Consider the following 13,094-nt stretch of genomic DNA (forward strand, 5'->3'; position numbering starts at 1 on the left):
CCACGGAATCGAGGTGGTCCGCCATCATACCGGAGAACAACCCCGGGCAGTCCGGCATGCCGCCAACGGCCGGCTACGCTTCTTGCGAGGCTAGCAACGCACGATGCAACGGACAGCTATAATCCACGCCCATGGGAGAACGATATCTAAAAAGCGTGCGGCTGCTGGCCGAGTGCATGCAGGGCTTCGAGCGCGTCTCCGGCAATGCCGTGCGCCATAACGGCCTGACCCATGCACAATTCGATATCATCGCCACGCTGGGCAATACCAGCGGCATGAGCTATAAGGAACTGGGCGAACGCACCCTGATCACCAAGGGCACCCTGACCGGCGTCATCGAGCGTCTGGAACAGAAAGGCCTGGTGCTGCGCGAACGCAGCCTGGACGACAAGCGCTCGTTCTTCGTACGCCTGACGCCCGAGGGCGACCAGGTGTTCCGCGACGTGTTTCCAAAAGTGATTGCGCAGGGAAAGAAAATATTCACCGCCTACAGCGACGCCGATTTCGACACCCTGGAAGCGGCGCTGGCCCTGCTACGCGGCCGCATCGCCAGCCACGACCGCGCCGGACAGCCGGACGGCCAGGACAGCGCCGGAACTCCATTACCATCCACCTGAAGGAACCATCTTGAAAACATCCCTGATCGACGGCCTGAAGCCGGCCCATTTCGACAAGCACATCACCGGCAACATCCTGCTCGACGTCGCTCCGCTGGCGGAAGTCAAGGAAGAGCCGATGCTGATCGGCGTGCGCAACGAAGACGGCGAGATCTACCGCCTGATCGGCGCCACCAAGCTCAACAGCTTCATGAACGCGGTCGAAGAACTGGCCGACCTGGGCCTGGTCGACGAACTGGAAGAGCTGGAAGAGCAAAAGGAAGGCTGCGACGCCATCTTCGGCGAGCCGTAATGCACCGTTCGGCGGCGCCCTGTAAAGTCGCCGTTCAGCCACAACCGCAGCTGATTAATGCTGTATAGCAATTTTTTTGGCGGTTGACTGTTGTGTTGAAGGTATAATTTTTCCATGGACCAACTCTCCGCTCTCGACACCGTCGCTGCCGAAGCCGGCCGCGGCGAGCTTGCCTTCCCGACCAGCGTGCACGCCACGCTCACGCTGCAGCGTGCCCTGGGCCAACCCGATTGCCACATCGACGCCGCCGCGCGCCTGGTCCAGGCCGAGCCGCTGCTGGCCGCGCGCACGGTGGCGATCGCCAACTCGGTGGCCTACAACCGCACCGGCAACGACGTCACCAACGTGCGCGCCGCGGTGCAGCGTGTCGGTTTCCGCACCCTGGGCGCGCTGGCGGCGGCGGTGGCGGTGCGCCAGCTGGCCAGCGAGATCCGCGATCCCGGCCTGCGCCAGAAGGCCGACGCGCTGTGGGCGCACTCGGCCCACGTGGCGGCGCTGGCGCAGGTGATCGCGCGCCGCGTGTCGTTTGTCGATCCCGAGACCGCGCTGTTCGCCGGCATCGTGCACGAAGTGGGCGGCTTCTACCTGCTGTCGCGCGCCGAATCGATGCCGGGCCTGCTGGACGACAACCTGGACGCCTGGCTCGACCATGGCGAAGCGGCGATCGGCCGCGGCGTGCTGCACAAGCTGGGCGTGCCCGGTCCGGTGATGGATGCGATCGAAGCCATGTGGAAAGGCATCCGCGCCTTGCCGCCGGAAACCCTGGGCGACACGCTGCTGCTGGCCAACGACCTGGCGCCGTTCCCGTCGCCGCTGTTCACGCCGCCGGGCGCCACCACGCAGAATGCCGCCGCCACGATCGACTTCGTGATCGGCGCAGGCACCCTGACCCAGGTGCTGGAAGAGTCGGGCGAGGAAGTGAAGAGCCTGAGCTCGGCGCTGATGTAAGCGCGGGCCTGCGCACGCTACAAAAAAAATGGCGCTGTCACTGCTTGGTGTTGAAAACACCGATCGCCGCTCGCAGCAAGTCATCCGCCGAACCAATACGGTCGCCGTCCAGGGCCCAGCGCCAGCCGAGATAATTCGGCAGGTAGCGCGAGGCCACGCCATTGAAGCGCGCCAGCCATTGCCGGAACCGCCTGTGATAACCGTTCACGTTCTGCACGTGGACGGCGCCGCGTACCCGCTCGCCCTGGCGCAGGTTAACGGCCTCATGAGAAATGCCGGCTTCGCGGGCAAACGCGCGGTAGGCGCCATGGCTATCGGTCACCAGCAGCACGCTGGCATCGAGCACCGGCAGCAGGTGCTGGTGCAGTTGCGCCGCCGTGACGGCGCCGCGCCCGGGCACGAAATCGAAGGTTCGCCCCTCGCGGTCGCGCGCCACCAGCACGCAGTCGTGCTCCTTGCTGATGCCGCGGCGACCGGCGACTCCGCCGCGCTTGCGTGCCGGACGCGTCAGCTGGCGCGCGCCCTTTTGTGACTCGAGCAGGAACATCTCATCGGCTTCGGCNTCGCCCCTCGCGGTCGCGCGCCACCAGCACGCAGTCGTGCTCCTTGCTGATGCCGCGGCGACCGGCGACTCCGCCGCGCTTGCGTGCCGGACGCGTCAGCTGGCGCGCGCCCTTTTGTGACTCGAGCAGGAACATCTCATCGGCTTCGGCAATGCCGCGCAAGCCGTCGGGTCGATCGTGCTTGCCAAGATGAAGGAAGCGGTGGCGCCAGCGAAAGCTGGTGTTGCGGTGCACGCCGACCGCCTTGGCGCCGGCGCGGACCGACGCCGAGTCGAGCATCTTGCCGAGGTAGTCGAGCCACTTGGAACGATGCCGCAGCCTGGCCAGCGGCGTGCCGGTCAACGCCGTGAAGGTCTTGCCGCAAGCGCGGCAGCGATAGCGCTGCAGGCCACGATGCACGCCATGCCGGTAGCATTTGGCGGCGCCGCAGTAACCGCAGACGCAGCAGGCTGCGCGAGTGGCGTTGCTCATTGTGCAGACGCGGTCGAGGCCGACCGCCGGCTGGATCAGAGCCAGCAAATGCGCCCGCAGCTGCCTGCTCAGTTGCGACAATTGCGCCGACCATCGTTTGAAGGCTGCCGCTTTCATCATCGCTCCATCGGGTCTCGATACTCGTCAGACCACTTGGCCCCTCAGCAGTTCAATCAATTCAACACACAACGGTGACAGCGCCAAAAAAATGCCCGCTCAAGGAGCGGGCAAAGTCCAAAACTAGGGATGTCCTGAAAGAGACAGGTCCATCTTACGTGCCGCGCACGCCGCATTCGGTGCGTTGCTTCACATAGAATTCCATTCTTCCACTTCTCTTTTTCATCAGTAGCGGCGGCCGCCGGCGCGCCCGCCTACTGTGCCGTTCCCATCCGGCTTTCATGTTAACGTCCTTCCATCGAGGCCGCGATCGCACGCCTGCGCGTGCTTGCGGCGCCACAGTCATGGAAGGAAACAACATGCAGCTGAACCTCAACGACCGGGTCGCGCTGGTGACCGGAGGCGACTCCGGCATCGGACGCGCCGTCAGCATCGCCTATGCCCGCGCCGGTGCGCGCGTGGTGGTCAACTACAACAGCAACCAGGAAAAAGCCGACGAGGTCGTGGCGGCGATCGCCGCCGCCGGTGGCCAGGCGCGCGCCATACAGGGCAATACGGCGGATGAAGACGACGTCCGGCGCCTGTTCGCAGAGACGGCCGACGCCTTCGGCGGCATCGACATCCTGGTCGCCAACGCCGGCGTGCAGAAGGATGCGCCGATTGCCGAGATGTCGCTGGCCGACTGGCAGAAGGTGATCGACGTCAACCTGACCGGCCAGTTCCTGTGCGCGCGCGAAGCGGTTCGGCGCTTCCGCCAGCAGGGCAACCGCGGCCAGATGCGCGCCAACGGCGTCATCCTGTGCATGAGCTCGGTCCACGAAATCATCCCCTGGGCCGGCCACGCCAACTACGCCGCCTCCAAGGGCGGCATCGCGATGCTGATGCGCACCCTGGCGCAGGAAGTGGCGGCCGACCGCATCCGCGTCAACGGCATCGCGCCGGGCGCCATCCGCACCCCGATCAACGAGGACGCCACCGAGGGCGAGGCCGGCAAGAAACTGCTCGAGCTGATTCCGTACGGCCGCATCGGCGATCCCGAGGACGTCGCCGCGCTGGCGCTGTTCATGGCCTCGGACGCGGCCGACTACATGACCGGCGCCTCGGTGCTGATCGACGGCGGCATGTCGCTGTATCCGGGATTCGAAAACAATGGCTGAACGTTCCAACGGTGCGCCGGCATCCACCCCGGCTCCGACGCCGCCGCCACCACCGCGCACCATCGCTGAACATGGTGTCATCGGCAACCTGGCCACCATGGCGCTGGTGGCGGTGGACGGCGCGATCGACTTCCTGTGCTGGCCCGATTTCGACAGCCCGAGCGTGTTCGCCGCCCTGCTCGACCCCGAGCATGGCGGCCACTTCACGCTGGCGCCCGAGATCGAGAATGCACGCGTGATCCAGAGCTATGTGCCGGATACGAACGTCCTGCAGACGCACTGGCTGGGCGACGCAGCCGGCGCCGAAATCACCGACCTGATGAGCGGCCCCGAGGAACTCGGCCATGGCCGGCCGCGCCTGCTGCGCCGGGTGCGCGTCACGCGCGGCAGCGTGCGCCTCACGCTGGATTGCCAGCCGCGCTTCGACTATGCGCGCCAGTTGCCGCAGGTCGAAGTCGGTGACGGATACGTCGTGTTCTCGGCCCCGGACGCGCCGCGCCTGCGCCTGAGCGGGCCGGTCGATTTCAGCGCCACCAAAGGCGGCGCCCGCGCCAGTTTCGCGCTGCAGGCGGGCCAGGTACTGGACATCGTGCTCGACGAAGATGGCGACGACCAGCCCGACCAGCAGGGACGCGACGCGCTGGTCGCCGACGTGATCAGGCGCTGGCAATCCTGGGCCGCGCGCTCGACCTACACCGGGCGCTGGCGCGGCGCGGTGACGCGCTCGGCGCTGGTGCTCAAGATGATGACCTCGTGCCGGCACGGCTCGATCGTGGCCGCGGCCACCTTCGGCCTGCCCGAAGTGCCCGGCGGCTCGCGCAACTGGGACTACCGCGCCACCTGGATCCGCGACGCCTCGTTCACGGTGTACGCCCTGATCCGGCTCGGCTATACCGACGAGGCCAAGGCGTTTACCCGCTGGGCGTCCGACCTGGCCAGCTGCGGCGCCGAGGAAGACGGCCACCTGCGCATCATGTACGCGCTCGACGGCAGCCCGGCCATGGAAGAGACCGACCTCGGGCACATGGCCGGCTATGCCGACTCCAGGCCGGTGCGGATCGGCAACGCCGCCTCGACCCAGCTGCAGCTGGACATCTTCGGCGCCCTGCTCGATTCGATTTACCTGAGCAATAAGTATGGCGAAGCGATCTCGCACGCCGACTGGGTGGGCGTGTGCCGCGTGGTCGACTTCGTGTGCGAGAACTGGCAGCGGCCCGACGCCGGCATCTGGGAGGGCCGCGAAGAACCGAAGGAACACCTGCATTCGCGCCTGATGTGCTGGGTGGCGGTCGATCGCGCGATCCGGCTGGCCGGCAAGCGTTCGCTGGCGGCGCCGTTCGAGCGCTGGATCGCGGTCCGCAACGCGATCTCCACCGACATCTGGGACAACTTCTGGAACGAGGACTGCGGCCACTTCGTGCGCAGCAAGGGTTCGACCGAGCTGGACGGCGCGATGCTGATGATGCCGCTGGTGCGCTTCGTCGGCTCCACCGATCCGGCCTGGATCAAGACGCTGGACGCCATCGGCGCCGAGCTCAGCGATGACGCGCTGGTGATGCGCTACGATCGCGACGACGGGCTGGAGGGGCGCGAAGGCGCGTTCGCGGCCTGCTCGTTCTGGTACGTCGAGTGCCTGGCGCGCGCCGGGCGCATCGAGCAGGCGCGCAGCCACATGGAAAAGCTGCTGTCCTACGGCAATCACGTGGGGCTGTATGCGGAAGAGTTCACCAGCAAGGCCGAGCTGCTCGGGAACTTCCCGCAGGCGTTTACCCACCTGGCATTGATCAGCGCCACCTTCTACCTGGACGGGGCCATCGACGGCGACCGCAATCACCCCTGGCGCATGTAGGCCTCACGGCGCAGCGGGCAAAAAAAACCCGCTCCGTTGCGGGAGCGGGTGAAGTCCAAAACTAGGGATGTCCTGAAAGAGACGCATCCATCTTATGCCCGGCGTGACAGGCGCTCCGTGCGCCAGTTCACAGTGTCGAAGGTTTCTTGCGCGTTGCTTGATCTGGCTCGATAGGCGAAAAAAAACCCGCTCCCTTGGGGGGAACGGGTGAAGTCCAAAACTAGGGATGTCCTGAAAGAGACGGTTCCACTATAGGGGCCGCCATAGTTGCTCTCTGTACGTTGCCACACACAAGTTGCTCAAATCGCCATTGCCGCTGACAGGTTCTCTTTTCGCCAACAAAAATGCCGCCGCGGCAGGACCGGGGCGGCATGTTCAGAGGGGGGAAACCCTGCGTCGCTTACACCACGGCGCCGTCGGTCTCGTCCTTCTCCTTGACCGGCTTGATCAGGTCTTCGCGCTTGACGCCCAGCCACATCGCCATCGCCGCCGCCACGAACACCGACGAATAGATGCCGAAGCAGATGCCGATGGTCAGCGCGATCGCGAAGTAGTGCAGCGCATAGCCGCCGAAGAACAGCATCGACAGCACCATCATCTGGGTCGAACCGTGGGTGATGATGGTACGCGAGATGGTGCTGGTGATCGCATGGTCGATCACCTGCGGCACCGTCATCTTGCGCTGCTTGCGGAACATTTCGCGGATACGGTCGAAGATCACCACCGATTCGTTGACCGAGTAGCCCAGCACCGCCAGGATCGCCGCCAGCACCGTCAGCGAGAATTCCCACTGGAAGAAGGCGAAGAAGCCCAGGATGATGACCACGTCGTGCAGGTTGGCGACGATCGCCGCCACCGCGAATTTCCACTCGAAGCGGATCGCCAGGTAGATCACGACGCCGACCACCACCATGATCAGGGCGTTCAGGCCGTTCTGCTGCAGCTCGTCGCCGACCGACGGGCCGACGAATTCGACCCGTTGCAGGCTCAGCAGTTCCTTGTCGCCGGCGGCGACGCAGCTGCTGCGGTTGACGATTTCGCCCTTGGCGGTGGTCACCTGGGTGACCTTCGGCGTGCCGCTTTCCGAGGCGCAGATCGCGTTGAACACGGCGCCCGAGGCGCTCGCCGCCGGGGTGCCCTGCACGATCGGCAGGCGCAGCATGATGTCCTGGGCGGTGCCGAAGCTGGCCACCTCAGGGTGCGAATAGCCCATGCCGCGCAGCGTGGTGCGGATCTTTTCCTGGTCTGCCGGATGCGGGTAGTGCAGCTCCATCACGGTGCCGCCGGTAAATTCCACCGAGAAGTTCAATCCCTTGTGGAACAGGAAGAACACCGCGGCGACGAAGGTCAGCACCGAGATCGCGTTGAGGATCAACGCGTGGCGCATGAACGGGATGTCCCGTTTGATCTTGAAAAATTCCATCTTACTGTCCCGATGCTGGTTTCTTGGTAGGCGACATGCCCGGTTGCCACACGGTGCCGATCGAAATCTTGGTCAGCTTCTTCTTGCGGCCGTACCACAGGTTGGCGAAGCCACGGGCCACGAACACCGCCGAGAACATCGAGGTCAGGATGCCCAGGCAGTGCACCACGGCGAAGCCGCGCACCGGACCGGAACCGAAGATCAGCAGCGCCAGGCCGACGATCAGGGTGGTCACGTTGGAGTCGACGATGGTGTCCCACGCGTGTTTGAAACCGGCGGAGATGGCCGCCTGCGGCGCCGCGCCGGCGCGCAGTTCTTCGCGGATGCGCTCGTTGACCAGCACGTTGGAGTCGATCGCGATACCGAGGGCCAGCGCGATTGCCGCGATACCTGGCAGGGTCAGGGTGATCTGCAGCATCGACAGCAGGGCCAGCAGGAACAGCACGTTGGCCGCCAGCGCCAGCGCCGAGAACACGCCGAACAGGTGGTAGTAGATGATCATGAAGATGGCGATCGCCACGAAGCCCCACACGGTCGAGTGGATGCCGCGCGAGATGTTCTCGGCGCCCAGCTGCGGGCCGATCACGCGTTCTTCGACGAACTCCATCGGCGCCGACAGCGCGCCCGAGCGCAGCAGCAGCGCCAGTTCGTTGGCGTCCTGCGAGGTGCCCATATTGGTGATCTGGAAGTTCGAACCGAATTCGCTCTGGATCACCGGCGCCGACAGCACGCTGTACTTGCCCTTCTCTTTCAGCAGGATGGCCATGCGCTTGCCGATGTTGTCGCGCGTGGTCAGGCGCATGCGGCGGCCGCCATCGCCGTTCAGGTCGAGCGAGACGGCAGGCTGCTGGTTCGAGTCGAAGCTGGCGACCGCGCTCGAGATGTATTCGCCGGTCAGGACGATGTCTTTCGAGACCACGATCGGAGCGCCGCGGCCTTCGGTGAACAGTTCCGAGTTCAGCGGAATGGCGGCCGACAGTTCGGTGCCCGGGGTTACGCTGTTGTCGACCATGCGCAGTTCGAGCGTCGCGGTGCGACCGATGATGTCCTTGGCGCGCGCCACGTCCTGCACGCCCGGCAGCTGCACCACGATGCGGTCGGCGCCCTGCTGCTGGATGATCGGTTCGGTAGTGCCCAGCTCGTTGATACGCTTGGACAGGGTGACGATGTTCTGCTTCACGCCGTCTTCGACGGTGCGCTTGAGCGCTTCCGGCTTGAGGGTGATGACCAGTTTCTGGTCGGCGCCGTCGGCGGCGTCGGCAAAGGCCAGCTCTTGCGACTGGGCCGCCAGCACGTTGCGCGCGGCAGTGCGGGTGGCGGCGTCGCGGAAGCGCACTTCGAGGGTGTCGCCCACGCGTTCGATGCCGGCGTGGCGCACGTCCTTCTCGCGCAGGTTGCTGCGCACGGCCGCTTGCAGCGCCTTGATCTTGTTCTCGAACACGGCCTTGGTGTCGACCTGCAGCAGGAAGTGCACGCCGCCGCGCAAGTCCAGGCCCAGGCTCATCGGGTCGGCGCCGATCTTCTGCATCCAGTCCGGGGTATTGGTCACCAGGTTGACGGTGACGATGTAGTCGGGGTTGCTCGGGTCGCGGTTCAGTTCGCGCTCGAGGGCGGTCTTGGCCTTGAACTGCTCTTCGGTACCGGCGAAGCGGGCGCTCACGGACGTGCTGTGGCCGCTGCCTTGCAGGCTGACGCCGGTGGACGGAACGCCGGCACGCTTGAGCGCATCCTCGACCATGGTGGTGGTGGCACCGGTGACGTTGATGGTCGACCGACCCGAGGTCACCTGCAACGCCGGCGTTTCGCCGAAGTAGTTAGGCGCCGTGTACAACGCGCCGATCAGGAGCGCGAAGACGATCAGTAAGTATTTCCAGACGGGATAGCGATTCATAGTGTTCCGGCGTTCGGGTTACGCGATGCGGCGCATGCGCGCCGCACGGCTGGCTTACAGGGCTTTCAGCGTGCCTTTCGGCAGCAGGGTGGTCACGGCGTTCTTCTGGACCGTGATTTCGGTGCCAGCTGCGATTTCCAGGGTCACGTAGCTGTCGGTCACACGGTTGACACGGCCGACGATGCCGCCGGCGGTGACGACTTCGTCGCCCTTGGTCAGTGCGTCCATCATCGCTTTCAGCTCGCGCTGGCGCTTCTGCTGCGGGCGGATCATGAGGAAGTACATGACCACGAACATCAGGATCAGCGGCAGGAAAGTAGTCAGGCTGCCCATCAGGCCAGGATCGGCTGCAGCGGCAGTTTGCGCGTACGCATTGGAAATGAACACAAGAACTCCGATTGTGAAGTTAAAAAAAGAAGCGGTGTATTCTAGCATCGGCAAGTCGCCGCAAACCAAATCCGGACCCAGGTTTGTCTTGCTGATTGGAATTACAAGACGCTGGTGAACATTTCATGCCGGGCGCGTAAAGACGCTCGATGGGCCGGGCTGACGGTTAGCGAGTGCCAACCGCATTTGACACCACTACCTTCAAAACGCCATCCCCGCGCAGGCGGGGATCCAAGCTTGCCCGCGCGGCGCCATCATTGACGGTAGTGGCAGCGCAACGAACCTGGATCCCCGCCTGCGCGGGGATGACGAATCAACCTGTAACGGTGAAGATTAGCGGCTCGGCCGATCAGCAGGCACTTACACCCCGCGCGAGCGGTCCGCGGCGAACTTGATGCGGAATTCGTTAAAGCCATCCGCATCGATCGCATCGCGCATCTCCTGCATCAGCTTCAGGTAGTAATGCAGGTTGTGGATCGTGTTCAGGCGCGCACCCAGGATCTCGTTCGAGCGGTGCAGGTGGTGCAAGTAGGCGCGCGAGAAGTTCTTGCAGCAGTAGCAGTCGCAGCTCTCGTCCAGCGGCGCCTGGTCTTCCTTGTAGCGCGCGTTCTTGATCTTGACGTCGCCGAAGCGCGTGAACAGCCAGCCGTTGCGCGCGTTCCGGGTCGGCATCACGCAGTCGAACATGTCGACGCCATTCGCCACGCCATCGACCAGGTCTTCCGGCGTGCCGACGCCCATCAGGTAGTGCGGCTTGTTCTCGGGCAGGCGCGGGCCGACGTGGGCCAGGATGCGCTTCATGTCTTCTTTCGGCTCGCCCACCGACAGGCCGCCGATCGCCAGGCCCGGGAAATCGATGTCTTCCAGGCCGGCCAGCGACTCGTCGCGCAGGTGCTCGTACATGCCGCCCTGGACGATGCCGAACAGCGCGTTCGGATTCTCGCCGCCTTTGAATTCGTTCATCGAGCGCTGGGCCCAGCGCAGCGACATGCGCATCGACTTGGCCGCTTCTTCGGCGGTGGCCGGGCGGCCATCGATCTCGTACGGCGTGCATTCGTCGAACTGCATCACGATGTCCGAGTTCAGCGCGCGCTGGATCTGCATCGAGATCTCGGGCGACAGGAACTGGCGCGAACCGTCGATCGGCGAGGCGAACTTGACGCCTTCCTCGGTGATCTTGCGCATCGCGCCCAGCGAGAACACCTGGAAGCCGCCCGAGTCGGTCAGGATCGGCTTGTCCCAGCCCATGAACTGGTGCAGGCCGCCGAACTTGTTCATCACGTCCACGCCCGGACGCAGCCACAGGTGGAAGGTGTTGCCCAGGATGATCTGGGAGCCGACTTCCTTCAGCTCGACCGGGTCCATCGCCTTGACCGAGCCGTAGGTCCCGACCGGCATGAAGATCGGGGTTTCGATGGTGCCGTGGTTCAGTTTGAGGCGGCCGCGACGCGCGTGCGACAGGCCGCTGGTGTCTTTTTTGAGGAGGGTAAATTCCAACATGTATTACTTACTTAGCTCTCGTTTAGTTTGAGAAAAATAGATTCGTTTTGAGCGAGCCACTCCTTACACAGCTTTCTGAACGAGCGGCTCTTTTCATGTACTGCTTCCAGATCAATCAATGCAGCAAATGCCGGCTGATCCGTAACCTCATGATATTTACCATCAGGGATATGTTTACTGATCCACTCTTTGCCGCCCCTGATTGTCTCTGCGTCAGGAACGATAGTTTTTCCAAGCGTGAATCCGCGCCTTCCGTTTAACGAATCAACCGAGGCAATAAACCAAGCTTCAAATTCCCTGTTCGCCAGCACGACAGAAATACGCCGGTGTGGAACAATGACAGCAGCCCTCTGCAATATCTGTGGTGCGAGCTCTTTAGGACAGTCGTCATCAGCATCAAGCACAATTAACACCCATCCATCATCTTCAGCCAATGCAGCTGCTATCTGCAGCTGCTTGTTGAATACGTCCTCACGATTGAGAAACTGGTCACGACGGACACGGATAGGGCGCAGAATATTGCAAAAAACATCCGGATTTTTCCACTCATTGACTCGGCGCAGAAGTACTGGCAGTGCTGCGACCTCGCCATCGCCTTCGACGATAGAAACGACGTTGATCATGTCCTGAACTCGCCAAAAAGATCCGCCTGCTTTGGTGCAGGTTTTCCGGGCACCGTCGGCTCTGCATTCAACTGATTCATACGAAGAAGCTCTCCAGCCGAACACAAGTGATCGCGGATCGCTGCCTTTGAACCATCTGCAAGAGGGACAATGCGCGTGGCGCCCTCTTCAGAAGCGACCACAAGAATCTCTTCTGGAGTGATCTTCGCGTCATCCAGCAAATCGGGACTATGACTGGTGACAATAATTTGCGTATGCTCCGATGCGCGCTCCAGTGCCTCGCGTAGGGCTGCAGAGGCCGCAGGGTGAAGTGCAGTCTCAGGTTCTTCAATGCCGATAATCGAGGGAGAATGATCGGCGTTGCCTTGAAATAGCGCAGTAAGTACGCCTAGCGCGCGAAGCGTACCATCTGACATGTTCTGCGCACTAAAACTCCATGGATGTTTAGCACCCGCCATATCTTGTCTGAAATTCAAAGTTTCCATCGGCCCGACGACTTCACGTTTTACACCCTGTACCGACGGTACAACTGCGTGAAGATACTCCTCGATGATTTTGACCGCATCTGAATTTGTCCGGCAAAGGTGACCGATGACGCTTGCCAAATTTTCCCCTGCCGGCTTCAATAAACGTCCATCCTGCGGCTTCTGGAGTTCGCGAATAATTTTCGGATTCAGATTATAAAAACCCATCGAAACCAGAGCATCGAATGCCGGACGAAATGCTGCAAGACCCGAAGCACTAACGAGGGCCAGTCGATCTGGTGTCACGGCAGGGAAAGTCGTCTCACTAGACTTAATGAGCTGGCCTTTTTCCAGTCGAAAATAAGGGCCTTTTCCAGCCCCACCAATACTGCACTCCTCTTGCTGTACTTGGTAACCACCACTAGGCATGGCACCGACCGCAAACGCATAATGACCATCCTGCCCATCTGGAAGCCGAAATTCCAGTCGAATACCAAAGTGCGTTGGATGACCACTGGACTTGCGTCGCACCTCGGATAAACCTCCGCGCTCGTTCATCGCATTGTCGAGTGATCCATTCAACGCGTCACGGACGAGATGCAAAGCATCCAAGAAATTACTTTTCCCTGAGCCATTTGCACCAACTAGATAGGTCAATGGCAAAAGCTTGACGTCGCAGTCAGCAATACTCTTGTAGTTCCGCAGTATGACGCGCTTCAAAAACATTGGATATCCCATGATGTCGTCCCATTCGCAGATCGCCGGTAAGGAGAAAGAGTGCGAGAAGACTTT

11 protein-coding genes and 2 pseudogenes are annotated in these 13,094 nt (G+C 62.7%); 5 read left to right on the forward strand and 8 right to left on the reverse strand.

Annotated elements, in window-relative coordinates:
- Window positions 1-131: 131 nt before the first annotated feature.
- The 3 genes from QPK27_RS10000 (at window position 132) to QPK27_RS10010 (ending at window position 1,857) form a co-directional block, all read left to right on the forward strand.
- Complete coding sequence (locus tag QPK27_RS10000; protein ID WP_290418071.1) at window positions 132-617, forward strand: MarR family winged helix-turn-helix transcriptional regulator; 486 nt, start codon at window positions 132-134, stop codon at window positions 615-617.
- 10 nt (window positions 618-627) lie between these two features.
- The gene (locus QPK27_RS10005) at window positions 628-909 is read left to right on the forward strand and encodes a hypothetical protein (RefSeq protein WP_290418072.1); all 282 of its coding nucleotides are present in this window, start codon (window positions 628-630) and stop codon (window positions 907-909) included.
- Window positions 910-1,023: 114 nt separating this feature from the next.
- Window positions 1,024-1,857, forward strand: a complete 834-nt coding sequence (locus tag QPK27_RS10010) for an HDOD domain-containing protein (protein WP_290418073.1) — start codon at window positions 1,024-1,026, stop codon at window positions 1,855-1,857.
- Between the two features lie 37 nt (window positions 1,858-1,894).
- Here QPK27_RS10010 and QPK27_RS10015 read toward each other — a convergent pair.
- Window positions 1,895-2,419 (reverse strand): annotated as a pseudogene (locus tag QPK27_RS10015) (IS1595 family transposase); the annotation flags it as partial.
- A 151-nt stretch (window positions 2,420-2,570) separates the two neighbouring features.
- Window positions 2,571-2,891, reverse strand: a pseudogene (locus QPK27_RS25445) (IS1595 family transposase); the annotation flags it as partial.
- Between the two features lie 476 nt (window positions 2,892-3,367).
- On the opposite strand from QPK27_RS25445, the gene fabG reads away from it, so the two are divergent.
- Together fabG and QPK27_RS10030 are read left to right on the forward strand one after the other, a co-directional pair.
- Complete coding sequence (gene fabG / locus QPK27_RS10025) at window positions 3,368-4,165, forward strand: 3-oxoacyl-ACP reductase FabG (RefSeq protein WP_290418075.1); 798 nt, start codon at window positions 3,368-3,370, stop codon at window positions 4,163-4,165.
- Window positions 4,158-6,014, forward strand: coding sequence for a glycoside hydrolase family 15 protein (locus QPK27_RS10030; RefSeq protein WP_290418076.1), 1,857 nt, complete (start codon window positions 4,158-4,160; stop codon window positions 6,012-6,014). Before fabG ends, QPK27_RS10030 begins: the two co-directional genes overlap by 8 nt.
- 400 nt (window positions 6,015-6,414) lie before the next feature.
- Here the strand turns inward: QPK27_RS10030 and secF are convergent, their stop codons facing one another.
- The 6 genes from secF to QPK27_RS10060 all read right to left on the reverse strand — a co-directional run bounded on the left by secF (window position 6,415) and on the right by QPK27_RS10060 (window position 13,040).
- Entirely contained in the window at window positions 6,415-7,437 is a 1,023-nt protein-coding gene (gene secF / locus QPK27_RS10035) for a protein translocase subunit SecF (RefSeq protein ID WP_290418077.1), read from the reverse strand.
- A gap of 1 nt (window position 7,438) precedes the next feature.
- On the reverse strand, window positions 7,439-9,328 hold the full coding sequence (secD, locus tag QPK27_RS10040) for a protein translocase subunit SecD (RefSeq protein WP_290418078.1): 1,890 nt from the start codon (window positions 9,326-9,328) through the stop codon (window positions 7,439-7,441).
- A gap of 54 nt (window positions 9,329-9,382) precedes the next feature.
- A complete protein-coding gene (yajC, locus tag QPK27_RS10045) occupies window positions 9,383-9,715 on the reverse strand; it encodes a preprotein translocase subunit YajC (RefSeq protein WP_290418079.1) in 333 nt (110 codons plus the stop codon).
- Window positions 9,716-10,075: 360 nt separating this feature from the next.
- The gene (gene tgt / locus QPK27_RS10050; RefSeq protein ID WP_290418080.1) at window positions 10,076-11,215 is read right to left on the reverse strand and encodes a tRNA guanosine(34) transglycosylase Tgt; all 1,140 of its coding nucleotides are present in this window, start codon (window positions 11,213-11,215) and stop codon (window positions 10,076-10,078) included.
- An 11-nt stretch (window positions 11,216-11,226) separates the two neighbouring features.
- Window positions 11,227-11,838, reverse strand: coding sequence for a DUF4276 family protein (locus QPK27_RS10055; RefSeq protein ID WP_290418081.1), 612 nt, complete (start codon window positions 11,836-11,838; stop codon window positions 11,227-11,229).
- Entirely contained in the window at window positions 11,835-13,040 is a 1,206-nt protein-coding gene (locus QPK27_RS10060; protein ID WP_290418082.1) for an AAA family ATPase, read from the reverse strand. Before QPK27_RS10060 ends, QPK27_RS10055 begins: the two co-directional genes overlap by 4 nt.
- Window positions 13,041-13,094 lie beyond the last annotated feature (54 nt).

This window comes from Massilia sp. YIM B02443 (assembly GCF_030411955.1).
Classification (GTDB): domain Bacteria; phylum Pseudomonadota; class Gammaproteobacteria; order Burkholderiales; family Burkholderiaceae_D; genus Telluria.

Excerpts from the sequence above, each read along its gene's own strand:
- QPK27_RS10000 (WP_290418071.1), top strand. The coding sequence starts at position 132 with ATGGGAGAACGATATCTAAAAAGCGTGCGGCTGCTGGCCGAGTGCATG.
- QPK27_RS10010 (WP_290418073.1), top strand. The coding sequence starts at position 1,024 with ATGGACCAACTCTCCGCTCTCGACACCGTCGCTGCCGAAGCCGGCCGC.
- fabG (WP_290418075.1), top strand. The coding sequence starts at position 3,368 with ATGCAGCTGAACCTCAACGACCGGGTCGCGCTGGTGACCGGAGGCGAC.
- QPK27_RS10030 (WP_290418076.1), top strand. The coding sequence starts at position 4,158 with ATGGCTGAACGTTCCAACGGTGCGCCGGCATCCACCCCGGCTCCGACG.
- secF (WP_290418077.1), bottom strand. The coding sequence starts at position 7,437 with ATGGAATTTTTCAAGATCAAACGGGACATCCCGTTCATGCGCCACGCG.
- secD (WP_290418078.1), bottom strand. The coding sequence starts at position 9,328 with ATGAATCGCTATCCCGTCTGGAAATACTTACTGATCGTCTTCGCGCTC.
- tgt (WP_290418080.1), bottom strand. The coding sequence starts at position 11,215 with ATGTTGGAATTTACCCTCCTCAAAAAAGACACCAGCGGCCTGTCGCAC.
- QPK27_RS10055 (WP_290418081.1), bottom strand. The coding sequence starts at position 11,838 with ATGATCAACGTCGTTTCTATCGTCGAAGGCGATGGCGAGGTCGCAGCA.
- QPK27_RS10060 (WP_290418082.1), bottom strand. The coding sequence starts at position 13,040 with ATGGGATATCCAATGTTTTTGAAGCGCGTCATACTGCGGAACTACAAG.